At 61.2% G+C, this 23,753-nt stretch carries 18 protein-coding genes; 11 read left to right on the top strand and 7 right to left on the bottom strand.

The features are described 5' to 3' along the window. Position 1: 1 nt before the first annotated feature. The 3 genes from VGG22_11040 to VGG22_11030 are packed head-to-tail and all read left to right on the top strand — an operon-like array spanning position 2 to position 7,816. Positions 2–1,324: an efflux RND transporter periplasmic adaptor subunit gene (locus VGG22_11040; protein ID HEY1728901.1), complete on the top strand. Its 1,323-nt coding sequence runs from the start codon at positions 2–4 to the stop codon at positions 1,322–1,324. Between the two features lie 13 nt (positions 1,325–1,337). Further along, positions 1,338–4,649, top strand: a complete 3,312-nt coding sequence (locus tag VGG22_11035) for an efflux RND transporter permease subunit (protein ID HEY1728900.1) — start codon at positions 1,338–1,340, stop codon at positions 4,647–4,649. Further along, entirely contained in the window at positions 4,649–7,816 is a 3,168-nt protein-coding gene (locus tag VGG22_11030; GenBank protein ID HEY1728899.1) for an efflux RND transporter permease subunit, read from the top strand. The genes VGG22_11035 and VGG22_11030 overlap by 1 nt, the downstream gene beginning before the upstream one ends. On the opposite strand, the gene VGG22_11025 is transcribed toward VGG22_11030, so the two are convergent. The 5 genes from VGG22_11025 to VGG22_11005 are packed head-to-tail and all read right to left on the bottom strand — an operon-like array spanning position 7,793 to position 14,137. Next, positions 7,793–8,548 carry a class I SAM-dependent methyltransferase gene (locus tag VGG22_11025; protein HEY1728898.1) on the bottom strand — a complete coding sequence of 252 codons (756 nt, stop codon included), beginning with the start codon at positions 8,546–8,548 and terminating at the stop codon, positions 7,793–7,795. The two genes, VGG22_11030 and VGG22_11025, sit on opposite strands and share 24 nt — an antisense overlap. Further along, positions 8,545–9,504, bottom strand: a complete 960-nt coding sequence (locus VGG22_11020) for a threonine dehydratase (protein HEY1728897.1) — start codon at positions 9,502–9,504, stop codon at positions 8,545–8,547. Before VGG22_11020 ends, VGG22_11025 begins: the two co-directional genes overlap by 4 nt. Before the next feature lie 52 nt (positions 9,505–9,556). Continuing rightward, positions 9,557–12,238 (bottom strand): aconitate hydratase AcnA, encoded by a 2,682-nt coding sequence (acnA, locus tag VGG22_11015; protein ID HEY1728896.1) that lies wholly within the window; start codon positions 12,236–12,238, stop codon positions 9,557–9,559. Between the two features lie 7 nt (positions 12,239–12,245). Beyond that, positions 12,246–13,430, bottom strand: a complete 1,185-nt coding sequence (locus tag VGG22_11010; GenBank protein HEY1728895.1) for an HRDC domain-containing protein — start codon at positions 13,428–13,430, stop codon at positions 12,246–12,248. Positions 13,431–13,438: 8 nt separating this feature from the next. Continuing rightward, positions 13,439–14,137 (bottom strand): VTT domain-containing protein, encoded by a 699-nt coding sequence (locus VGG22_11005; GenBank protein ID HEY1728894.1) that lies wholly within the window; start codon positions 14,135–14,137, stop codon positions 13,439–13,441. 894 nt (positions 14,138–15,031) lie between these two features. Here VGG22_11005 and VGG22_11000 point away from each other — a divergent pair. The 3 genes from VGG22_11000 to VGG22_10990 are packed head-to-tail and all read left to right on the top strand — an operon-like array spanning position 15,032 to position 17,135. After that, positions 15,032–15,799, top strand: coding sequence for an NUDIX hydrolase (locus VGG22_11000; protein HEY1728893.1), 768 nt, complete (start codon positions 15,032–15,034; stop codon positions 15,797–15,799). Beyond that, entirely contained in the window at positions 15,793–16,719 is a 927-nt protein-coding gene (locus VGG22_10995) for an MBL fold metallo-hydrolase (GenBank protein HEY1728892.1), read from the top strand. The genes VGG22_11000 and VGG22_10995 overlap by 7 nt, the downstream gene beginning before the upstream one ends. 14 nt (positions 16,720–16,733) lie before the next feature. After that, positions 16,734–17,135: a cytochrome c gene (locus VGG22_10990; GenBank protein ID HEY1728891.1), complete on the top strand. Its 402-nt coding sequence runs from the start codon at positions 16,734–16,736 to the stop codon at positions 17,133–17,135. On the opposite strand, the gene VGG22_10985 is transcribed toward VGG22_10990, so the two are convergent. Further along, positions 17,128–18,138 carry a zinc-binding dehydrogenase gene (locus tag VGG22_10985; protein ID HEY1728890.1) on the bottom strand — a complete coding sequence of 337 codons (1,011 nt, stop codon included), beginning with the start codon at positions 18,136–18,138 and terminating at the stop codon, positions 17,128–17,130. The genes VGG22_10990 and VGG22_10985 overlap by 8 nt on opposite strands. A gap of 215 nt (positions 18,139–18,353) precedes the next feature. Next, positions 18,354–19,976: an acyl--CoA ligase gene (locus VGG22_10980; protein HEY1728889.1), complete on the bottom strand. Its 1,623-nt coding sequence runs from the start codon at positions 19,974–19,976 to the stop codon at positions 18,354–18,356. Between the two features lie 84 nt (positions 19,977–20,060). Between VGG22_10980 and VGG22_10975 the strand changes: the two genes are divergently transcribed. Genes VGG22_10975 through VGG22_10955 form a run of 5 tightly spaced genes read left to right on the top strand, consistent with a single transcriptional unit; the run spans position 20,061 to position 23,751 of the window. Next, positions 20,061–20,273, top strand: coding sequence for a hypothetical protein (locus tag VGG22_10975; protein ID HEY1728888.1), 213 nt, complete (start codon positions 20,061–20,063; stop codon positions 20,271–20,273). After that, positions 20,266–20,502, top strand: coding sequence for a BolA family protein (locus VGG22_10970; protein HEY1728887.1), 237 nt, complete (start codon positions 20,266–20,268; stop codon positions 20,500–20,502). Before VGG22_10975 ends, VGG22_10970 begins: the two co-directional genes overlap by 8 nt. Then, on the top strand, positions 20,495–20,851 hold the full coding sequence (locus tag VGG22_10965; protein HEY1728886.1) for a glutaredoxin domain-containing protein: 357 nt from the start codon (positions 20,495–20,497) through the stop codon (positions 20,849–20,851). The genes VGG22_10970 and VGG22_10965 overlap by 8 nt, the downstream gene beginning before the upstream one ends. A gap of 6 nt (positions 20,852–20,857) precedes the next feature. Then, entirely contained in the window at positions 20,858–22,942 is a 2,085-nt protein-coding gene (locus VGG22_10960) for an acetate--CoA ligase family protein (GenBank protein ID HEY1728885.1), read from the top strand. Then, positions 22,936–23,751 (top strand): class I SAM-dependent methyltransferase, encoded by an 816-nt coding sequence (locus tag VGG22_10955; protein HEY1728884.1) that lies wholly within the window; start codon positions 22,936–22,938, stop codon positions 23,749–23,751. Before VGG22_10960 ends, VGG22_10955 begins: the two co-directional genes overlap by 7 nt. Positions 23,752–23,753 lie beyond the last annotated feature (2 nt).

Below are 23,753 nucleotides of genomic sequence, written 5' to 3'. Positions count from 1 at the left end.
TATGAAGGCGTATTCTTTGCGGCTGACCGCCGCCGTTGCACTGCTCGTAATCGTCCTGTTGGCCGGTTGCGGCCGCGGCTCGAACCGGATGCGGGGTGGCTTCGGCGGACCGGCATCGCCGGCGCCGATACCGACGGCTGTTGCGCACCAGGCCTCCGTTCATCCGACGCTGGTCATCGCCGGCATCATCGCGCCGCTGCAAAACGTTGCGATCTCGAGCACGCTTTCCGAACCTGCCGACACCGTCAGCGTGAACGAAGGCGATCGGGTCCGTGCGGGACAGGTCATCGCCGTTTTCGACACCGCCGATCTGCAGGCGCAGCTCGAATCGCAATTGCGCACGGCGGCCTCCGACGAGGCGAAGGTTTCGCAAGCACGCTACACGGCGCAGCTCAACTACGGGCAAAACCCCGAACAAGTGCAGCAGGCGCGTCAATCGCTCATGCAAGCGCAGCACACGCTTGCGCTCGATACGTTGACGCTGCAGCGCGACGAGCAGCTCGTCTCGCAAGGTTACTTGCAGCAGCAGACGTACGATCAGCAGCGCACGACCGTTTCGAACGATCAAGCCGGTGTCCGCTCAGCACAAGCCGCACTCAACTCGGCGATCACGAATCAGCAAGTCAACGGAGTTCCCGGCAAAGGCTTACAAGCGGCGAATATCGCGTCCGCTGCCGCCGATGCAGCCTCGGCGCGCGCGACTGCCAATCAAATTCGCGCCGAGATTTCGCGCGCTACGATCGCCTCGCCCGTCGACGGCGTCGTGATCAACCGTAATCTCAATCCCGGCGAGTATCCGAATGGGCGCACGCTCTTCACGATTCAAGAACTTTCGCACGTCTACGCCGAGCTCAACGCCTCGAGCACCGACATCTTCCGCATCAAAGGCGGCGCGCAGGTTGCCCTGCACGCTGGCGGCGATCAGACCGGACGCGCATACACGGGCAAAGTCGTCGCGGTGCTTGGACAAGTCGCCCCGGGCTCGACGAACTTTACCGTGAAAGCGCTGGTCGAAAACCCCGGTGACGTTCTGCAAGCCGGCGTTCCAGTTACCGGGACGATCGATCTTCCCTCAACGAGCGGCACCGGAATTCCGCTGACGGCGTTTCTCGACGACACGCGCTCGACGGTCATGATCGCACAAAAGGGCGTCGCAAAGTTGACGCACGTGCGCGAGCTTGCGAACGATGGCACGACATCGATCGTCACCGGCGTTACGAGCGGTACACGCGTCATCGCCGACGGACAGCTCGGCCTTACCGACGGTCAACCGCTCGGCGCGAGCACGGGTCGCGGCCGCCGCGGTCGCAACCAAACGCAGTAAGGCACACCTCGCCATGCGCTTGACGCAACTCTTCGTCCGCAGACCTTCTCTCGTCGTCGTCGTATGCGCGCTCGTCGCGCTAGCCGGAACGGTTGCTACGGCGACGCTCGTGCAACAGAACTTTCCAAACATCGACTTCCCCTCCGTCTTCGTGAGCTTGTCGTATCCCGGCGCATCGCCAACCGAATTTCGCGATGCGATCGTGCGGCCGATCGAAAACGCGATCGCCGGTGCGCCCAACCTGGATCACATGAACAGCTCGATCCAAAACGGTCAGGGCTCGATCGCGGCGACCTTCTCGCTCGACTCGAACCAGACGACGGATCTGGTTGAAGTCCAGCGGCGTGTCGAATCAACGCGCTCCGTCTTGCCGAACGATCTATCGCCACCGTCGATTCGGACGTTCGATCCGGGGCAGGCGACGGTCGTGACGCTATCCATTTCATCACGAACGCTCACGCGCGCAGCCCTCTCCGCGATCGTCACTAACAATCTCGTCCCCGAGATCGAGCAGATCGACGGCGTTTCAAACGTCAATGCGAACGGGACGGTGGCTCCGGCGATTGAAGTTTATGTTGATCCGAAGACGCTCTCGTCGTCGGGATTCGTCATCGGCGACGTCGTGCAAGCCATCTCGAACAACAACTTGCGCGCGCCGGGCGGTCTCGCGTATGGAGCCGATCGTGAGACGTCGATCGACGTTCGTGGTGACGTCACCGACGTCGCGTCCGTCGTCAAGCTTCCCTTATATGCGGCGTCGGCCGGTTCGACCGGCGCGGCGTCACTCACCGGCCCCCAGGGTGGAACTGGTTTGCGCGGCGTCGGCCAAGGTGCGCCGGTTGGAAGCTCGACGGCGGCAACATCATCGGCGCTGGCCGGAACGACCTCGCCGCTTTCGATCGCGCAATCCGCCTCAACCTCGACGCTCAACCCATGGAGTGTCTCGCAACGTACGGTAGCAATCGGCGACGTCGCGAGCGTCATCGATGCTTCGGAAGTGCAACGTACATATTCGTACGTCGGGCCGACGGTTGCAATTTCGCTCGGCGTTCAGAAAGCGACCGGCGCGAGCGAGATCGCGTCGGCAGAAAATGTCACGAGCGCCCTGCCCCGCCTGCGGGCAGAATATCCGAACATCAGTTTCGACGTCCTGAACAACCAAGCGACGTACACGCAACAGCAGCTCAGCGCCGTCTATCACACGATCGCCGAAGGGATCATCTTCACCGGGATCGTGATGTTGTTCTTTCTGCGCTCGTGGCGCAACGCGATCGTCGTGATGATCGCGATTCCGACGTCCTTGCTGACGACGCTCTTCGTGATGCGCCTTGCGAATTTTACGATCGATACGATCTCGCTGCTCGCGATGACGCTCTGCATCGGAATCCTGGTCGACGATTCGATCGTCGTCCTCGAGAACGCCAAGCGGCACTTCGAAGGCGGCGAGGCTCCCAAGACGGCCGCGCTGCTGGCCCGTACCGAGATGGGCGCGGCCGCCATCGTCATCACGCTCGTTGACGTCGTCGTCTTCTTGCCCATCTCGTTCCTGCCCGGCGTCACTGGCCGTTTCCTCTCCGAGTTCGGGCTCGTCGTCGTCGTCGCGACATTGACGTCGCTCGCGGTTTCGTTCTCGGTCACGCCGGCGCTGGCCGGAAACTGGTCGCTGCTCTCAGCGCATAAAGCACCGCGCGTCGTTGAAGCCTTCACGCGCGGCTTTGAAGCGGTGCGCACATGGTATCTGACGCACGTCCTCGAGTGGGGCTTACGTCACCCGCGCAGCGTGATGATCGCGTGCGTGCTCTCCGTCATCGGAGCGATCAGCCTCATTCCGCTGCACGTGATCGGCTTCGATTTCATTCCGCCGATCGATCGCGGCGAAATATTCATGCAGCTCACCTTCCCGACGGGGACGCCGCTCGCGACGACAAATGCTGCGATCGCCGATCTCACGCAACAGATCGCAAAAATCCCCGATGTCGAGAAGCAGACGGGAACGGCCGGATCCTATCAAGCCGGCTTCGGCGGCGGCGTGACGCAAGGCTCGGTCGGCCAGATTCACGTCTTCCTCAAAGATAAGCGCAAACACTCAACGACCTTTTGGGCGACGGCGCTGACGCAAATGGCTCGCAAGAAATATGCGCGCGGAAATCCGGTCGCTATCCCCGCCACCGGAACCGGCGGCGGCAACGCACAACCGATTGATTACAATATCACCTCTGATAATGACGACCCCAATCCGTATGCAGCCAGGATCCTCGCCGTCTTGGAATCGACGCCGGGGATCGTTCACGCGGTAAGCAATGCCTCGATCCTTGCTCCCCAGGTCGACGTCGTTTTCGACCGGGAACGCGCTCGCGCGCTCGACGTCGACATCGCTTCGGCGGCTAACGGAATTCGCGCCGCGTTCGGCGGCGCAACCGCGGCTCAATTCTTCACCAACCTGGGCGTCAAGTACGTTCAGGTGACGTATCCGCAAAGCGCGCAATCGTCCGTCGACGAGATCAATCGGATTCCCGTGCGCACCAAGACGGGGCAAGTAACGTACGCGGGTGACGTCTCGAAGCTCGTGCAAGATCCGAACACGCCGCTGATCACACGCACGAATCGCCAAACCGTCGTGCACGTGAGCGCAAACACGACGCCGGGGATTGCCCTCTCAAACGTGCAGCGCGCGTTCTTGCAACGCGTCGCCGCGCTTCATCTGCCGAACACCGTCCACGTGATTCCGAACGCGCGGGGTCAACAGCAGAATCTGGCGGAGACCGTCAGCGGTCTCGGCTGGGCGCTGATCCTCTCGTTTACGCTCGTGTACTTGTTGATGGTCGCACTCTACGACAGCTACGTCTTGCCGGTCATCATCATGTTTGCGATTCCGGTTGCATCCGTCGGCGCACTCGGCTCGCTTGCAATTGCGAACCAGACGCTAAACCTCTTCTCGCTGATCGGCACGGTTATGTTGATCGGTCTCGTCTCGAAGAACGGCATTCTGCTCGTTGATTTCGCGAATCATCATATTCGCGCCGGAGTCGACCGCTACACCGCGATTCGCGAAAGCGCTCAAGAGCGATTCCGTCCGATCGTCATGACGACGGCCTCGATGATTGCCGGCATGCTGCCGATTGCCATCGCGCTCGAACCAGGCTCCGAAGTACGCCGCTCGCTCGGTATCGTTGTGATCGGCGGGCTCACCAGCTCGCTGCTGCTCACGCTCGTGCTCGTCCCTGTCGCCTTCGTGTGGCTGGCCCCGCGCCATTTCCAATCGCACGAGCCGCCCTCGAACCTCGAGCCTGCGCCGCGCACGCCCGTGGGGGCGGGTAGCACCTAATGCAGATCACACGTCTTTTCGTTCAACGTCCGACACTGGTAACGGTCTTCGTTCTCTTGACCATGTTGGCGGGCGGCATTGCAGCCGTCGTCCTGGTCAAACAGCAGTTCCCCAACTACGACGTTCCGACGATTCAAGTACTCATCACGTATCCGGGCGCGTCGACCAGCGAGCTGCGCGATGCAATCGTTCGGCCGCTCGAAGATCAGATTGCGGGCGCGCCCAACCTCGACACGATCGAAACGTCGATCGAGTCGGGACAGGCGACGATCGTCGCGCACTTCATGCTTTCCTCGGACGTAAACACCGATCTCGTTCAAGTCCAGGGCCGCGTCCAAAACGCGCAACGCCAATTGCCGAACGACCTAACGACGCCGCAAGTCTCAATCTACGATCCGAGCGAAGCAGTCGTCGTCTCGTTGGTCGCGAGCTCCAACTCGCTACAGCCCGGCGAGCTCTCTTCGGTCGTTACGAATCGCGTCGTCCCTTCGCTCGAGCAAATCCCGGGCGTTTCGTACGTGGTCGAAAACGGGGCAGTGAATCCGTCGATCCAGGTGAACGTCCATCCGAATCAACTGCTCGCTTCGGGGTTGACGCTCACGGACGTCACCAACACGATCGCGAACAACAACGTCCGCGCGCCCGGCGGAATCGCATACGCGCCGAATCGCGAGACCAATATCGACATTCGCGGTGATGTCACCACGCCGCCTTCGGTTGCCGATTTGCTGGTCAGCGGCGGATCGACGTCGACGCCGTCCGGAACAAATGCGTTCGGTTCGTCCGCACGGCTCTTCCGCATCGGCGACATTGCAAGCGTTACGGATACGTTCGAGCCTCAGCGAGTCTATGCATACACGCACGGCTCGCAAAGCATCGCGCTCGACGTGCAAAAAGCCAGCAACACGAGCGAAGTCCAGGCATCGGAATCTGTGCTGCGCGCTCTGCCCGGGCTCGAGCGCGCGTATCCGAACATTCACTTTGACGTTCTCAACGTTCAAGCTACCTACACCAGAGAGCAGCTTTCCGGTGTTATCCGCACGCTGATCGAAGCGATCATCTTTACCGGAATCGTGATGCTCTTCTTCTTGCATTCGTGGCGCAATGCGGTTGTGGTCATGCTCGCGATCCCGACGTCGCTGCTCGTCACGCTCGCGGCGATGCGGATGGCCAACTTCACGATCGACACGGTATCGCTGCTCGCGATGACGCTGATCATCGGCATTTTGGTCGACGACTCGATCGTCGTATTGGAAAACATCGAGCGCCATCACGAAAACGGCGAGGATCCGCGCAATGCTGCGGTCAGCGGCCGAATGGAGATCGGCGTCGCCGCCATCGTCATCACGCTCGTCGACGTGGTCGTCTTCTTACCGATCTCGTTCTTGCCGGGTTCGGTCGGGTTGTTCTTGCGCGAATTCGGACTCGTCGTCACGGTGGCGACGCTCACGTCGCTGTTCGTCTCCTTCACGGTAACGCCGGCCCTTGCCGGCCGCTGGTCGCTGCTCTCGAAGTGGCGTCCGTGGCGCATAATCGATTCGTTCGCTGCCGGGTTCGATTCGCTGCGCGGATGGTACGTAACACGCGCACTCGAGTGGGCGCTGGAAAAACGGCTCGCCGTCGTCATCATCTCATTCGGCTCGCTCGCACTCGCGTTGCTGCTAATCCCTCTCGGTATCGTCGGGTTCGAATTCGTTCCGCAGGTCGATCGCGGTGAAATCTACGTTACGCTGACGTATCCGACCGGAACGCCGCTCGAGACGACGCGCCAAGGCGTCCTCGCTGTCGAGCGCTACATCGATACGATTCCGGACGTGTCCGCGGAGACGGCGCTCGCCGGCGCATACGTTGGGAACCTTTCGGGCTACATCAACAACGGCGCGATCGGGCAGCTGCACTTATTTCTGCGGCCTAATCGTTCGCAGTCGACAGCCACGTGGACGACACGCATTCAGGCTCGCGCACAGCGCATCGCCTCCGGCGCGAAAATCGTCGTGATCCCTGCGACTGACATTCAAGGTGGAATCCAGCAACCGATCGACGAGGTCGTCAGCGCGACCGGCGACGTCGATCCGGCGCCATATGCGGTGCAGGTCTATCAAGCACTCCTGAATTCAAAAGGTGCGGTCGACGTCACGACGACCGGAACCGATGATTCGCCGCAGGTCGAGGTTCAATTCGATCGCGACCGCGCCCGTACGCTCAACACGTCGATCGGAACCGCATCGACGGCGATCCGCGCAGCGTTCGGCGGTGTCATTGCGACACAGTTCACGGGCGTCGATGGGCTCAAGGACGTTCAAGTCATCTATCCGCAGCGCGATCAAACGAACCTCGCAGCTATCGCGGCAATCCCCGTCCGCTCGAACAGCGGTCAGATCGTCCACGTCGGCGATATTGCACACTTGCAATACGCACCCGCGCCGCCACTGATCGCGCGCATCGATCGTCAAAGCGTCGTTTACATCGGCGCCAACATCGCGCCGGGCGCCGAACTTTCCAACGTTCAACGCGCCTTCGACGCGCGCGTACGTCAATTGCACTTGCCCCCGACCGTGCACGTTCAGCCGATTACCGGCGGCAACCAGCAATCGGTGCACGACACGGTGGTCGGGATGAGCGTTTCGCTCCTGCTCTCGATCGCGCTCGTCTATCTGTTGATGGTCGCGCTTTACGACAGCTATCGCACGCCGTTCGTCATCATGTTTTCCGTACCCGTTGCAGTCGTCGGCGCCTTGGGCTCGCTCGCGCTCGCGCACGAAACGCTGAACCTCTTTTCGTTCATCGGCGCCGTCTTGCTGATCGGTCTCGTCACGAAGAACGGCATCTTGCTTGTCGATTTTGCGAATCGTCTGCGCCATTCGGGGCTCGATGAGATCGAGGCCGTACGCGAAAGCGCGATGGAACGGTTCCGTCCGATCATCATGACCACGTGCGCGATGATTGCCGGCATGCTGCCGCTAGCGCTCGCGCTCGATCCGGGCTCGCAAGCCGAACGTTCGCTCGGAACCGTCGTCATCGGCGGTCTTACGAGCTCGCTGCTCCTGACGTTGCTGCTCGTCCCGATCGTTTACCTGAAATTCTCGCCGCCGCCGCGCGAACCCGAATCGCTCGAGCAGATCCTGGCCGGCAAAAAAGGCGGCTTAGAAGAGGCGCCAATCCGGTAGTCGCACGTCCGACGGACGTACGTAAACAATGCCGAGCGCTTCGAGAGTACCACGAAGCGCAAGCTTGAGCAGCCTGAAACGCAGCTGCTCCACATTGAAATACAGCGCCAATGGCAGCGGCATTCCGCGGTGGTTCGGGGCAGCTTCGACCTTGCGTGCGAACAGCGTGTTGTTGACGTGGCGGAACGATGCGAGGGTCAGCATTCCGGATGCGATGCGCTCACGAATCGCACGATTCACACCGGGAACGTACGGATCGTTGAAGGCGACGATGGACCCCGAGCCTAGGAGCGGCGCCCACGCATCGATGTCGGCCAGAACGTCTTCATAGTCGTGCGAGCCGTCGATAAAGAGCATGTCGATCGGCCGCAGGTCGTAGGTCGGACGCGCCTGCGTTGACGTCGCACGCAGAGATGTTACATACGCGGAGACGCCCGCGCGCGCGAGATTGGCCTCGTACGCAACGAACGTGTCGGCGTCGCCATGCTCCAGCGTGTAGCTGGTTTTGCCGGTTGGACCATGCGGGTCGATTGCCACCAGACTGCCCGCGCGTCGTTCGACGAGCGCAATACCGATGGCGATCGTCGAGCGCCCTTTGTACGAGCCGATCTCGACGATGCGCGGAGCTTCTGCCGCCAAGCTGCGCGCGGCGAGGTAGAGCAGCCAGGCCTCATCGTCGCTCAGATAGCCTTCGATGCCCGCAACCTTCGCGAGCAGTTCGGAACGCGTCACCCGGTATGCGCCGCGAGGATCCCCGCAAAGAGATCCCGGTCGATGTTCCCCCCAGAAATTACGAGCCCGATCTTTTTCCCGCGTAGGTATTCGCGTTCGCGCATGGCAGCGGCGAGCGGCACTGCTCCCGCACCCTCGACGACTCTGTGGATGTCGGTGAAATAGGCACGCATCGCGGCTTTGACCTCAGCATCGTTGACGCGAATCACGCGAGTCGCACCGCGACGAATCATCGCGAACGCGTCCGGATTGGGCACACGGCATGCTACGCCGTCGGCAAACGTGTCGGCGCTCTCGGTCGTTATGATGTGGCCGGCTTCGAACGATTGGGCGTAGGCATCCGCGGCATCTGAGACGACGCCAACGATTTGGGTCGCGAGACCGAGCGCATCGCGCACTGCGATCGTCCCGCAGATTCCCGATCCCATACCGATCGGCACGTATACGACATCCAGATCGCGGACGGCATCAAAGAACTCGAGCGCATACGTGGCGACACCGCGGACGAGCCATGGATGGAACGAAGCCACCTCGTGCAGATCGCGCTCGACCGCGAGCCGCTGCATATATTCGGCCGCCTCTTGAAAGTCGCGGCCATGCACGACGAGTTCCGCACCAAAGGCGCGCATCGCCGCATTCTTCTCGACGCTGTTGTTGTGCGGGACGACGATCGTGGCATTGACGCCGTGCCGCGCGGCCGCGAACGCGATGCTCTGTCCGTGATTCCCGCGCGTGGCCGTGATCACGCCGCGAACCGGATGTTTTTGGGCTAGCGCCTCGAGATACGAAAGTCCGCCGCGGACCTTGAATGCGCCGATCGGAGTCTCGTTCTCGTGCTTGACCCACACTTCGGCTTCGAGGCGCTTCGAAAGCAGTGGCCACGTATATTGCGGAGTTCCCGGAAAGACCGAGTGGACGACCTTCGCCGCACGCCTGATTTCCGGGAGATTGGGCAATCGCGCTGTCCCTCGACTTCGCGCCTGCGGCGCTACGCTCGGGATGACACCCCTATGATGCGGCGATTTGGCGCAAGACGTACTGCAGGATGCCGCCGTGGCGGTAATACTGCATCTCGTCCGGCGTGTCGATACGAATCATCGTCTCGAACGTCGTCGTCTTTCCACCGGGCAACTTCGCTTCGACTTTGAGCGTCTGACGCGGCGAGATAGTCGCGAGCCCTCGAATCGTGAACGACTCTTCGCCGGTAAGGCCAAGCGACTCGCGCGTGACGCCTTTTGCGAACTCGAGCGGAAGAATGCCCATACCGATCAGGTTGCTCCGGTGAATCTTCTCCAGCGACTCCGCGATCACGGCGGTGATGCCGAGCAGCATCGGACCTTTTGCAGCCCAATCGCGCGATGAACCGCTGCCGTATTCTTTTCCGGCCAGGATGATCAGCGGCGTCTTATCGGTTTTATAACGCATCGCCGCGTCATAGATCGACATCTGCTCGCCGGTTGGAAGATAGCGCGTTACGCCGCCTTCGACGCCGGGGACGAGCATATTCTTCAAGCGCGTGTTCGCAAACGTGCCGCGCATCATCACTTCGTGATTGCCGCGGCGCGCGCCGTAAGAATTGAAGTCACGCTGCTCGACGCCGTGTTCGACCAAGTACTTTGCGGCAGGGCTCGATTTCGCGATGCTTCCGGCCGGAGAAATGTGGTCGGTCGTGACGCTGTCCCCGAGTACCGCGAGCACGCGTGCATCGACGATATCCGGCTTGGCCTCCGGTTTCGCCGGCATGCCGTCGAAGTAGGGTGCGGGTTTGACGTACTCGCTCTTCGCGTCCCAAGCGTAGCGCTCGCCCGTCGGGGCAGCCATTCCACGCCAGCGATCGTCACCGGTGTAGACGTCGCCGTAACGTTTCTTGAACATCGCGGATTGCACGGCGTCGGCAACCGCTTTTCCAATCTCTTCGTTCGACGGCCAGATCTCGCGCAGAAACACGGGCTTGCCGTTCTTGTCCGTGCCGAGCGGTTCGGTCGTAAGATCGACGTCCATCCGGCCCGCGAGCGCATACGCGACGACGAGCATCGGCGACGCGAGATAATTCGCGCGCACTTGGGGATGGATACGGCCTTCGAAATTGCGATTTCCCGAAAGCACCGCAGCTACGATCAAATCTTCGTCGGAGACTTTCTTTGCGACCTCGTCGGGCAGCGGACCGGAATTTCCAATGCAGGTCGTGCAGCCGTAAGCGACTAGATTGAACCCCATCTCGTTGAGATACGGCCACAAGCCCGCGCGTTCCAAATAATCGGTGACGACTTGCGAGCCGGGTGCAAGGCTCGTCTTCACCCACGGTTTTGGTTTGATTCCGCGTTCGACGGCTTTCTTTGCGACGAGCCCGGCGCCGATCATAACCGATGGATTCGAGGTGTTCGTGCAGCTCGTGATCGCCGCGATGACGACAGCGCCGTCACCCAGCGCGCCGTTCGTGGGCTTACCGTTTCCACCGCGGGCTTTTTGCCATTCGGCAAGCGCCGAGGAAAACGACGACTTCACATTGCTGAGCGCGACGCGATCTTGCGGACGGCGCGGTCCGGCGAGATTCGGAACGACCTCACCGAGATCGAGCGAGAGCGTATCCGCGTAGGTTGCGTCCGGCGTTTCGTCGGTCCGGTACAAACCTTGCGCCTTGGCGTAGGCTTCGACGAGCGCGACTTGATCGTCGGAACGTCCTGTGAGCCGCAAATATTCGAGCGTGCGATGATCGACCGGAAAGACGGCGATCGTCGAACCGTATTCCGGCGACATGTTACCGAGCGTCGTGCGATCGGCGACCGCGAGATTCGAAAGTCCCTTGCCGTAAAACTCGACGAACTTACCGACCACGCCCTTCTTGCGAAGCATCTCGGTGACGGTCAGCACCAAGTCGGTTGCCGTGACGCCTTCCTTCAAATTGCCGGTCAGCCTGAAGCCGATGACTTCCGGAATCAACATCGTGATCGGCTGACCCAGCATTGCGGCTTCGGCTTCGATACCTCCGACGCCCCAAGCTACGACGCCGAGTCCGTTCACCATGGTCGTGTGCGAATCGGTGCCGACGACCGTGTCCGGATACGCGTCGGTCTCACCCGCGGGTGCCGGCGAGCCTGCACCGCCCGCGCCGAAGACGACGCGCGCTAGGAACTCGATGTTGACCTGATGGACGATACCCGTGTCGGGCGGAACGGCGCGGAAATTCGAAAACGCGCCTTGCCCCCATTTCAAAAAGAGATAGCGTTCGCGGTTGCGTTCGAATTCGAGCTCCCCGTTGCGCGCGAAGGCGCCGGCCGAACCAAACGCGTCGACTTGCACCGAGTGATCGATGACCAGCTCGACGGGCTGCAGCGGATTGATCTTCTTCGGATCGCCACCCATCTTCGCAATTGCGTCCCGCATGACGGCGAGATCGACGACGGCGGGGACGCCGGTGAAATCTTGCAGCAACACACGGGCCGGTCGAAATGCGATCTCGCGTTGCTCGCCGCCCGGTCTGTACTTCGCAAGCGCTTCGATGTCGTCGCGTTTGACGGTGTTGCCGTCTTCGTAACGCAGCAGATTCTCGAGCAGAACTTTTATCGAGTAGGGAAGCTCTGCGAGTCGCGCAACGCCTGCGCGCTCTAGTGCATCGAGGCGAACGTATCGGTACGAACGGTTTCCGACTCGAAGCGTGTCAGCGGCTTTGAATGAGTCGATTTTCGGCATAGGGCGCTCAGGGTTCGCCGACGATGGTGCGCGGCACTCCCTCCCCGTAGCCCTCGATTCGCAGGGGAACTCGCCCGCTTAAGAAGCGCCACAGCGGCTCCACGATGAGCTCCCGCCGCCAAGGCGCAAGACCGAGCGTCGCGACGAAAGCGTCATACGTTTGCGGCAGCTCGCGAGCAACGCGCTCGAGCGCTGAACGCGGAGCGAGTAAAGTCGCAGGCAGATCGTTTTCGGCGGCGATCGCGTTGACGAGCACGTTCATCGTCGAAACCAAGGACTCGCGCTGCGGAGTAAGTGAGCGAATCGGTTTGGCCGGCAGATCGTTCTCAGGAATCTCTTCGCCGCGCTTCACTGCATCGACGATCATCTTGCCGAATGTTCGGCGAATGCCATTGTCCAGACGGCGAAGCTGTGCCAGATCTTCGGTCGTTTTCGGACGGATTTGTGCGATGCCGACCATAGCATCGTCCGGAATCACGTACTTGAGCGGAATGTTGCGCTCGCGCGCCGCATGATCGCGCGCAACCGCAAGCTCTTTGAGCACGCCGAGCTCACGCCGGTTGAGCCGCGAATTGCCAGGAATCTTCAGATAGAGACGGCTTTGGTCCGGACGATACCGCGTTGCATCGGCAAGCCCGCGGCATTCCTCGATGACCCACTCTAGGCGCCCACGCTCGCGCAAACGCTCGATCAAAGCGTCTTGCAGCGAGAACAGATAACGGACGTCGTCGACGAGATAGTCGACCTGTTTGACGGAAAGCGGCCGAGTCGACCAATCGCTGACCGTCTGCGATTTGCGAAGCTGGACTTTGGTGAGATCGCGCACGAGATCGAGCAACGAGATCGAGAGACCGTAGCCGCAAAACGCCGCGGCGAGCTGCGTATCGAAAACCGCCGCGGGCAGCATCTCGAACTGATCGGCGAAAATCTTGAGATCGCTGGTGAGCGCGTGACCGACGACGGTCGTCGCGTGCAGTGCGTCGACGAGGTGACGCAGATTGCGAACCGCGAGCGGATCGATGATCGCAACCTCGTTGATCCCACCGTTGTTGCCTTTGGGAATCGCGACCTGAACGACCATCAAGTTGGCAGTGTACGAACGCTCCGCATGAAATTCCGTATCGAGACCGACGCGCGGCGCATCCGCAATTCGCGCGCAAAGCGATGCGAGTGCGCTCGTGTCGGAGACGATGTTGACGTTCAGGGCGTTCGCTCCGGAACGGGCGCGGCCGGCGGCGTGTGCCGCAGACGGATCTTCGGCAGATGCACGGTCTTACTGTGCTCGATGACGTACGTCTTCACCGGCTGCGTAATCTGATGAACGTAGTCGGCGGCGCTGTCACCGAAGACCGCCAAAACCGTCGCGATCGGAATGGCGACGACACATTTCGTCCAAATCTGCGTCCACAGCGAGACGCGATAGGCTGCCGCGACCTGAGTGGCGACCGTCCCGCCGACTCCCGGCAAGAGACGAACGAGAATCAAGAACATCGGCGATGCCACGGGCCAGCGCTTGATCCAGGCCGGCAAACGCTCGAGACGCTGCTCGACGTCGAGCAGCTTGTTGGTACGCAGCGCGATCATATAGGCGATGACGGCCGCAATGATGAGACCACCTGCATTGATGACCGAGCCGGCGAGCGGGCCGAAAACCACACCGTTCATGAGGGCAAGCGCGTCCGTCACCGAAAACGGCGCGGACGCTACGACCGTCATCAAGACGAGCGCGCACGGATATGAAATCCAGCCGAGGTCCCATAAGAGATCCTGAATGTCCCCGCGGTGGTAAACGACGAAGGTTGCGAGAGCAAACGAGCCGGCCATTATAGCGGCCGCCTCGAGCTTGCGCCAAAACGCGCCTAGCCCAAAGCGTACCGAAATGCCAGTACCCGTGCTCACGGTCTTTCTTCTTTGCGCCGTGGGTTTCTACGCCTCCGCATTCATGGCCATCAAGGCTCGCCGCGCTGCGCGCGGAGAGCTGACTGAGCCGAGCGTCGTCCAAACCCCCGCAGCTCGCCTAGTCGGACGAGTTCCCAATGCCGTCTTCGGCCTCATTTACTACCCGTCCGTCGCCCTCGCTGTCGCACTCCCCCTGGGCCCGGGACGCCGGCTCGCTTTGCTTGCAAGCTTGCTTGCCGCAGCGATGTCATTTGCTTTGGCATACAGCTTGCTGTTTCGCACCAAACAACCGTGCCCTTATTGTTGGACTGCACATGTAATCAACTGGATGCTTCCATTTTTGCTTTGGATTGAGAATCACTAGCACCAGTCGAAATTCCTAAATGTGAAACACACGTATTGCTATTTCGCTCCAGTAGCGTTACGGTGGACAAACCTTGATCAGGGAACTTACTGCTGACGTGGAGGGCGGATGACACCGCAAGATCCACCTGGGGACTCGCAGCCGGTAATCAATCCGGCACACCGATAAGGTACGATTCGTCAGCGCAAAGTAATTGCTGGAGGTTCGTGTGAGCTCGAACTCGAGTTCAAATGCCGATCCACCGCAAAGATAAGTGCTGCTCTGAGCGGCACGCCGAAAAGGCAACATAGGGGCTCGCCATACGCGAGCCCCTAGTCTTTTAATTCCGCGGCGTCGGCGCAAAGCGCTGCGCGAACGCCACGTACCTTGTTTGCGGCAATCGTTACGCCCGTCGCCGTCCAACACATCACGACGCCGCACTCAGCGCGTCCCGAGGCGACGGCTTCCCCGACTGCGCGACCGACCTGCGGCTCCGATTGCGACTCGCATTTGCAGGAACTGGGACCTCCTCATCCGGCAACGCTCAGACTATGGACCGAACCGAACCAGCGGTCAAGATACGCCCGGCAGCGACGGTAATGCTGGCGCGCGATTCCGGAAACGTGCCTGAGATCTACATGCTGCGCCGTAGCCCAAGCAGCGCATTTCTTCCCGAGGTGTTCGTCTTTCCGGGCGGCGCAGTCGACGCGCTCGATGCCGAGTTGGCGCGCTCACGCCTGTTACGCAACGCCGAAGCGCCGAATTCCGAGCGCGAATCTGCCGATCCGGCGTTCGAAGTCGCGGCGCTCCGCGAAGCTTTCGAAGAAGCCGGCATTTTGCTCACCGCAGATTCTTCCGGGTACCCGGCGATACTCGACGACGCGCAGCTGCGCAAGCAGCGGACTGCGTTGCACGCCGGCACGACGACCCTCAACGCGATTCTCGAAGCCTTCGGCGTGGTACTCGATTCGCGCCGGCTTTGGCACTTCTCGCACTGGATCACTCCACCCACGGAATCCCACCGCTTTGATACGCATTTCTATCTTGCGTTCGCGCCACCCGGACAAGCCGCAAGCAGCGACGAGATCGAAACGCACGCGGGGCTTTGGATTTCACCCGCCGACGCGTTGCGGCGTAACGCCGACGGAAATTTTCCGATGATCTTTCCGACGATCATGCACTTGCAACGGCTCGCACCGTACACGACGCTGGATGCGATGCACGGCTTTGCGATGACGAAGTCGATCTACCCGGTCGAACCCGTGCAAGCCGAACCACGCCGCTTCATGTTGCCGGACGGTCTGGACGGTCGATGGTAACGCTTTCCGAGCGCGTTACACGGTTGCGCGCGCCGAATCCCTCGCCGATGACGCTGACCGGAACGAACACGTATTTGGTCCGTACCTCACGCGATTCCGTACTCGTGATCGATCCCGGCCCGTTGATCGAGAAACATGTCGACGCCATCGTGGCGACCGCCGATCAGCTGAGCGCGAGGATCGGTACGATCCTCGTTACGCACGGTCACCCGGATCACGCACCCGCCGCGGCGCCCCTTTCGCGTCGCACCGGTGCGCCGGTCTGGGCGCACGCGTACGCGAAATTTCCCACCGACCGGACGCTCGAAGACGCCGAGCGGCTCGAATTCGACGACGCGACGATCGACGTTGTCGACGCACCAGGACACGCGGTCGACCATCTGGTCTTCGCGCTCGCGCAAGAGCGCACGCTCTTTACCGGTGACGTCGTACTCGGAGCGGGAACCGTCGTCGTCGCGCCGCCGGGCGGCGCGATGCGTCCGTACCAACGTACTCTGGATCGATTGCTGAACGAACACAGTGACTCCGCCGCCATTTACGGCGGACACGGTGAACGTGTCGACGATCCGAAAGCCAAGCTGATCGAATACATCGAGCATCGTAAGATGCGCGAGCTTCAACTGATTGCCGAGCTGCAAAAAGGTCCAACAACGATCCCCAAGCTCGTCGAAAATATCTATGCCGGCATCGATCAACGTCTGTGGCCTGCCGCAGCACGACAAATACTCGCGTACCTTATCGCGCTCGAGGAAGAGAATCGCGTCGTTCCGCGGATTCTGCCGACAAAACCGACGCCGGAGGAAGCCGCAATCCTCAACCCCAATCTTCAGCGCATCGCCGACCCCGAAGCTGCGGCTGTAGCCCGCGAAGAGCTCGGGAGTTCCGTCGAACTTCCCCTGATTGAATATCGCGTCGCTTAAGCGGGAGTCGTTGCATGAGATCGATCGGATTCGCGGCTGTATTCGTCTTGCTACTAGTCGCTACGCACGCCGGTGAACGCTCAGTTGCGAACGCTGCCTCCGACGGTAAGAGCATCTTCAATACGAATTGCGCGACGTGTCATCAACAGAATGGTATGGGATCTCCCGGCGTCTTTCCGCCGCTCGCCGGCAACAAAGACGTGACGGCAAAAGATCCGGCCAAAGTCATCGGAATCGTCTTGCACGGCTTGAACACGCCGATCACGGTCAACGGAAAAGAGTATAGCGGCGGCATGCCGTCGTGGAAAGGCACGCTCTCGAGCGCCGACATCGCGGCGGTGCTGACGTACGTGCGCAGCTCGTGGGGCAACGATGCACCCGCGGTCACCGAAAAGATGGTCTCGGCGGTTAAGTAATCTCGAGAACGACTTTCCCGAATTGATCGTGTCCGGCTAAGCGCTCTGCGGCTTTCGCGGCTTCGCTCATCGGGTACACTTTATCGACCGCCGGCCGAAGCTTGTGTTTGGTGAAAAGCCGGAGCATGTGCCGGAAATCTTCCGGACTGCCCATCGACGTTCCGCGAATGTCGAGCTGTTTCCAAAAGATCGAGAACGGACGAATCTTCGCATCGCCGTTTGTGCCGCCGTAGATGACGACGCGCGCAGCCGGCCGCGCGATATCGATGGCTTTACCGAGCGTATCACCGCCCACCGAGTCGACGATCAGCGACGGACCGCCGCCGCCTGCGGCTTCACGCACTTCTTTCGACCAATTCTCGGACGTCTTGTAGTTGACGCAGACATCGGCGCCCATTGCTTTCGCGCGCGCAAGCTTATCCTCGCTGCCTGAGGTGACGATGGCCTTAGCGCCGCACGCTTTCGCATAGAGCAATACGAAGCTTTGCACGCCGCCGCCGACGCCGGTAACCAAAACGACATCGTCTTTCGTTAGCTCGCCGCGTGAGAAGCACGCACGATAGGCGGTGACGCCGGCCAACGGAACTGCTGCGGCTTCGTCGTCACTCAAGTGTTCGGGTACGGGATGCACGTTCGCAGCCGGCACAGCGATGAATTCCGCAAACGTGCCTTCGCGAGGCATGCCGAGCACGCCGCCGTTACGCTGCCACACGCGCTCGTCCTCGCCCCAATTCATCGTCGGATCGATGAGGACACGCGTCCCGGCTTTCGGCCCGCTCACGCCCTCACCGAGCTCCGCGACCGTTCCCGTTCCGTCGGAACCGAGCGTCTTCGGTAACTCGATCCCCGGATAGAGCCCTTGCGTGATAAACACGTCACGCCGGTTCAACGCCGCGCGCTTGATGTTGACGAGAATCTCGCCCGCCGCAGGTTTTGGTTTCGGAATATCCTCGACGTGAAGTTTCTCGGGTCCACCGAGCTCGTTGAGTCGTACGGCCTTCATGCCGCGCCCTTTACCCGCGAGGCCGCTCTTGTCATCCCGAGCGTAGCGCCACACTTGTCATCCCGAGCGTAGCGCCGCAGGCGCGTAGTCGAGGGACAGTGGTGATCGTTTGTCTGCGAGTTCGAGGAAAATAATGAAGTCGCGCTTAGCAAGATAAAGGCTGTCCCTCGACTACGGCGCTTCGCGCCTACGCTCGGGATGACAAGGCGAGGCTGCTACACGTAGCCGCTTGCGGCCGTGGCGCCTTTCTTGCGCAGCTCGGCCTGACGCAGCTCGACGCGCCGAATCTTTCCGGAGCGCGTTTTCGGCAGCTCGGCGATGAACTCGATCTCGCGCGGATATTTGTAGGGCGCGGTCACGCGTTTGCAATGCTCTTGCAGCTCCCGCGCGAGCGCATCGCTGGCTTCGTGACCGGGACGCAGCACGATAAAGGCTTTGACCACGTTGCCGCGCTCGGCGTCAGGACTCCCGACGACGGCAGATTCTGCGACGGCCGGATGCTCGAGCAATGCGCTCTCGACCTCGAACGGCCCGATGCGGTATCCAGCCGATGAGATTACGTCGTCCGCGCGCCCAACGAACCAAAAATATCCGTCATCGTCGAGCTGCGCGCGATCGCCGGTGAGGTACCAGCCGCCACGATAAGAGCGCGACGTCTCTTCTTCATTCTTATAGTAGCCTTTGAAAAGCGTCGGCGGGCGCGGCGAGGTGCGCACCGCGATGTCGCCTACCTCGCCGGCTTCAAGCTCGTTGCCGTTCTCGTCGATCACACCGACGGTGTGGCCGGGCGTCGGCTTGCCCATCGAACCGGGACGCACTTCCATCCCCGGCAGGTTTGCAACGAGCAACGAATTCTCGGTTTGTCCGTAACCGTCGAGAATCGAAAGACCAAAGGCATCACGCCAGCGTGCAATCACCTCGGGATTCAGCGGCTCGCCGGCCGAGACGCAGTGCCGCAGCTTCGGGAATTTCCAACGCTCGCCGAGCTTCTCCAGCTTCGCCTCGAGACGATATTCGGTCGGTGCCTGACAAAGCACCGTGACGCCGAGATCGCGCAACAAGTCCATGCGCTCTTCCGGAATGAAGGCGCCCTCGTGCAAGACGATCGTCGAACCGCACGACCATGGTCCGAGCAGCACGTTCCATAGCGATTTTGCCCAGCCCGTACCGGCCGTGCACCACAAGAGATCGCTAGGCTTCGCGTCGAGCCAAAACGCGGCTTGCATCCGCTTCGCAAACGTGTAGGCGTGATCGTGCACGACGCCCTTTGGATCTTTGGTCGTGCCGCTCGTGTAGACGATGTACGCGAGATCGGAGGGCAGCGTCTTGACGCCCGCTTCCGGTTTGGCGCGCTCGGCGAGTGGCTCGAGCGCCGTCCAATTCGCACGCTCGCCGCCGAGGACGGCAAAGCGCTGAAGCAATGTGGCGTCGCCGCGCATCTGATCGACTTCGGCTGCATTGCTGACGTGCGCGACGATCGCGCTCGCTTCGCTGTGGGTCGCGCGGAACAACAGATCCTTTGCACGCAGCTGCTCCGAGCACGGAATCACGACCGCACCGATGCGGTCCAGCGCAAGCATCGAGAACAGCCAGCCTGGAATCTTCGGCAGCAAGACGATCACGCGATCGCCTTTCTTGATGCCGAGGTCGCTGAGGGCGCGCGCGTAGCGCTGCGAGATCGCCGAAATCTCGCCGAAGGTGAAGTTCGTGCGGTTCTTCGCCCCATCCAGGAACATGAGGCCCGTCCGCGCCCCGTCGGATTTGGCGAGCGCATCGATCACGTCGCGCGCGAAGTTGAACTCCGCCGGAACCTGCCATTCAAACGAGTCGATCTTCATCCGGGTCCCTACGCTCGGGATGACAAGGGGACCCGCTTCTCCAAATGGGCCCGGACTATGTTCAACTTTCGAGATCTCTCGCGGGTGACGAAGACGTTTCGGCTGGAGCTCGGGCCACTCAAGGCGCGTGGCGTTCCGGCCATCCTGCTCGGCTCAGCGGCGATCGTGGCGTCGGCGGGCCTTGCCCGCTTGCTCGCCAACAACCCGACGGCGCTTACCGAAACGATCCGCGAGGCGACCCGGTTTGTGGGTGTGTTGCGCGGGGATGCTCCGCCGCAATTGACCGGCAATGATTGATAGAGATGGAGTAGTCGCGCTCATACGCGCGCAGATGCCTGATGCAGATGTGGTCGTCACCGACATGACGGGGACGATGGACCACTACGACATTCGCGTTCGCTCCAACGCCTTCAGCGGAAAGTCGCTACTCGATCAACATCGCATGGTGTATGCAGCTCTCGAAGCTGCGCGTCAAGACGGACGCATTCACGCGCTTCAACTCAAGACGGAGGTCCCCAGTGCCTGACTCTGACTCACTGCGCGAGGAAATTACGCGCGAAGTCGCCGCCAATACGATTCTCGTCTACGGAAAAGGGACGAAGGACGCGCCGCGTTGCGGCTTCACACTCGAAACGATCCAATTTTTCAATCACTTTGGCTATCCGTTCGAAGTGGTCGACGTGCTCGAGAATATGCCGAAGCGCGAAGCGCTCGCACAGATGACGGAATGGCCGACGCTACCGAAGGTTTTCATCGACGGACAGTTTTACGGCGATACCGACATCCTGGGGCCGATGGCGCAAAACGGCGAGCTCACCACGCTGCTGAGCAAGGCGTTCGAGAAGAAAGGCGTCAAGCCGAGCGTCGTCTTATAGCCTAGCGTGAACTTCGATCGGCTGATCTCGCCGAAAGCGTTTGCGATCGTCGGCGCGTCGGCCGATCTCTCGCGCATCGGGGGACAACCCGTGCGCGCCAATACGCAGTTTGGTTTCCGAGGCCACGTCTATCCCGTCAACCCAAAGTATGACGAGATTGCGGGGCTTCGTTGCTATCCGGACATCGCATCGGTTCCGCAGCCCTGCGACGTTGCGCTGATCGCCGTCGCGGCGCCGCACGTTGCGAACACGATTCGCGCCTGCGGTGATGCGAAGATTCCATTCGCAATCGTGCTGGCTGCAGGCTTTGGTGAAGTCGGCGAGCGCGGCGGCGAGCTCGAAGCCGGTCTGCGCGATGCGATCGCATCGAGCGGCGTGCGCGTCATCGGACCGAACTGTCAGGGCATCCTGAATTTCTGCGAGAAATTCTATGGCGGGTTCGGCTCGATCTTTCAGGACGGCGAGCTCGGCTCCGGTTCGATCGCAATGATTACGCAAAGCGGCGGATTCGGATACGGCATGGCGCAGATGGCGGCGCGCGCCGGCGTCGGCTTCAATTATGTCGTGTCCACCGGCAACGAAACGGACGTCACGCTGCTCGATCTGATCGAATACTCGCTCGAACGCGACGACGTTTCGATGATCGCCACCTATCTCGAAGGAATTCGCGACGGCCGCAAGCTCGTCGCGCTGGGACAACGCGCGCTCGAGCTGCGCAAGCCGATTATGATTTGGAAGGTCGGCAATACGACGACGGGAAGGCGCGCAGCCGCGTCGCACACCGGCAATCTCACCGGCGACTTCGACTTGTATAAAGAAGCGTTTCGCAGCGGCGGCTTCATCGAGGTCGACGATCTCGACGAGATGGTCGACGTTGCCCGCGGCGTCGCGATGCAACGCTGGGCGGAAGGCGACCGGGCCGGCGTGATCTCGATCTCTGGCGGTGCCGGCGTTCTCATGGCCGATCATTGCGAGACCTCGGGTCTGCAGCTGCCGCAGCTCACGGAAGCGAGCTCACACGAGCTGGGTTCGATTCTGCCCGACTTCGGATCCCTCGCGAATCCGATCGACGTCACGGCACAAGTCTTCAATCAGCTCGACGTCTTCTCGCGCACGCTCGAAGTCGTGCGCGACGATCCGAACGTCGATCAACTCATCCTCTATCTTGCGTCGGTTCCCGATCCGGCAGCCGAGCGTGTTACGACGGCGATTGCACCGATAATCGCCGCGTCAAGAAAACCGGTCTTCGTCGCCTGGTCCGCGCCGCCCGAACGCGCCGTGCGCGGGATGGGCATCATGCGCGATGCAGGCATCGCAATCTACCCGACACCCGTTCGCGCCGCATTCGCAGCAGCGTCAATCAGCACGTTTGCGAGGAAAGCGCGTCGCGGAGTTTCTAAGAACGCACAGCGTCCCACGAATCTCGGACCGGCTGCGCTGCCGGCTGATGCGCGACAACTCGGCGAACGCGCGTCGCAAGCATTACTGGAAGCCTACGGGATTCGGTTTGCGCGCTCGATCGTCGTCCCGCGCGCCGCAATAAACGACATCGAACGATTACCATTCGAGTTCCCGGTCGTCGTCAAGATCGATGCACCGCAGATCGCGCACAAAACGGAAGTCGGCGGCGTTCGCACAGGTATCTCCGATCTGCCTTCGTTGCGCGGAGCTGCGAAAGAAATGCTCGAGCGCGTCGACGGCCGCGCTGAGGGCGTGCTCGTCGCGGAGACGCTCACCGGCATCGAAGCGCTGGCCGGCGTCGTCAACGACCGCGTCTTCGGCCCGCTCGTCGTCTTCGGCCTCGGCGGCATCTTTACGGAAACGCTTCGTGACGTTAGCCGGCGCTTCGCGCCATTCGATCGCGCGACAGCATTCGAGATGATCGACGAGCTGCGCGCAGCCCCGATTCTGCGCGGCGCGCGAACGGGGATCAGCTACGATCTCGAATCGCTCGCCGATCTCTTGGTCGCCCTCTCGTGGTTCGCCGCGGACAGCGCCGGCCGGCTGGCCGAAGCCGATTTGAACCCGATTTTCGTGCGCGCGAAACCGGGAGGCGCCGTCGCCGCCGACGCATTGATCGTCACATGCTAGGCTCGCTCGTTTGCCGTTTCGAGCATTTCAACTCCGATTGGTACCGGCGTTGGTACGAAGCGATGCATCTTGCGCCACGCCCCGAAGATCCGCCGTATCACCGCAAGCTGTGGGAGTACTGCGCGGTCGCACAATCGCTGTGGGAGCGTGGGAAGCTACAGCCGGGGATGCGAGCGCTCGGATTTGCGGTCGGAATCGAACCGCTTCCGTCGCTGTTTGCAGCGCACGGCGTCGACGTCATCGCGACCGATATCGAGCCGCGCAGCCGGATGGGGAAAGTGTGGGGGCGCGTAGGCCAGCACCCGCGCTCACCGGACGACCTGTACGTCGAAAAGATTCTCGACCGCCCGACATTCGACAAGCGCATGACGCTCCAATATGCAGACATGAATCGCGAGTGGCCCTTCGTTGAAGACGGCTCGCTCGATTTCGTATGGAGCTGCTGCGCCTTCGAACATCTCGGCAGTCTCGAGCATGGCGTGCAGTTCTTGTTGCGCTCATCGAAGTTGCTCAAGAAGGGCGGCATCGCCGTTCACACGACCGAGTACAACGTCACCTCCAACACGAAAACGGTCACGCGCGGTAAAGGCGTTATCTATCGCCGCCGTGATATCGAAGAGATCGATCGACGCCTACGGTACGATAAACGTTGTCTGGCGGCTATGGATTTCGATCCGGGCGAGCACGAGTACGACCGCTACTACGATAAGTTGCCGTACCAGCCGCTCGCGACGCCGGGACAACAGCACATCAAGTTGTTTTTCGACGGGTTCGTCGCAACGTCAATGCTGCTTACAATTGTGGGGTAATG

The sequence above is a fragment of the Candidatus Baltobacteraceae bacterium genome (genome assembly GCA_036489885.1).
In the GTDB taxonomy this organism is placed as follows: domain Bacteria; phylum Vulcanimicrobiota; class Vulcanimicrobiia; order Vulcanimicrobiales; family Vulcanimicrobiaceae; genus JAFAMS01.
This window is presented reverse-complemented; position numbering and strand designations above follow the sequence as displayed.

What these genes read in the sequence shown, in the direction of transcription:
- VGG22_11000 (HEY1728893.1), top strand. Translation starts at nt 15,032, where the DNA reads ATGGACCGAACCGAACCAGCGGTCAAGATACGCCCGGCAGCGACGGTA.
- VGG22_11035 (HEY1728900.1), top strand. Translation starts at nt 1,338, where the DNA reads ATGCGCTTGACGCAACTCTTCGTCCGCAGACCTTCTCTCGTCGTCGTC.
- VGG22_11040 (HEY1728901.1), top strand. Translation starts at nt 2, where the DNA reads ATGAAGGCGTATTCTTTGCGGCTGACCGCCGCCGTTGCACTGCTCGTA.
- VGG22_10990 (HEY1728891.1), top strand. Translation starts at nt 16,734, where the DNA reads ATGAGATCGATCGGATTCGCGGCTGTATTCGTCTTGCTACTAGTCGCT.
- VGG22_10970 (HEY1728887.1), top strand. Translation starts at nt 20,266, where the DNA reads ATGATTGATAGAGATGGAGTAGTCGCGCTCATACGCGCGCAGATGCCT.
- VGG22_10980 (HEY1728889.1), bottom strand. Translation starts at nt 19,976, where the DNA reads ATGAAGATCGACTCGTTTGAATGGCAGGTTCCGGCGGAGTTCAACTTC.
- VGG22_10985 (HEY1728890.1), bottom strand. Translation starts at nt 18,138, where the DNA reads ATGAAGGCCGTACGACTCAACGAGCTCGGTGGACCCGAGAAACTTCAC.
- VGG22_10995 (HEY1728892.1), top strand. Translation starts at nt 15,793, where the DNA reads ATGGTAACGCTTTCCGAGCGCGTTACACGGTTGCGCGCGCCGAATCCC.
- VGG22_10955 (HEY1728884.1), top strand. Translation starts at nt 22,936, where the DNA reads ATGCTAGGCTCGCTCGTTTGCCGTTTCGAGCATTTCAACTCCGATTGG.
- VGG22_11030 (HEY1728899.1), top strand. Translation starts at nt 4,649, where the DNA reads ATGCAGATCACACGTCTTTTCGTTCAACGTCCGACACTGGTAACGGTC.
- acnA (HEY1728896.1), bottom strand. Translation starts at nt 12,238, where the DNA reads ATGCCGAAAATCGACTCATTCAAAGCCGCTGACACGCTTCGAGTCGGA.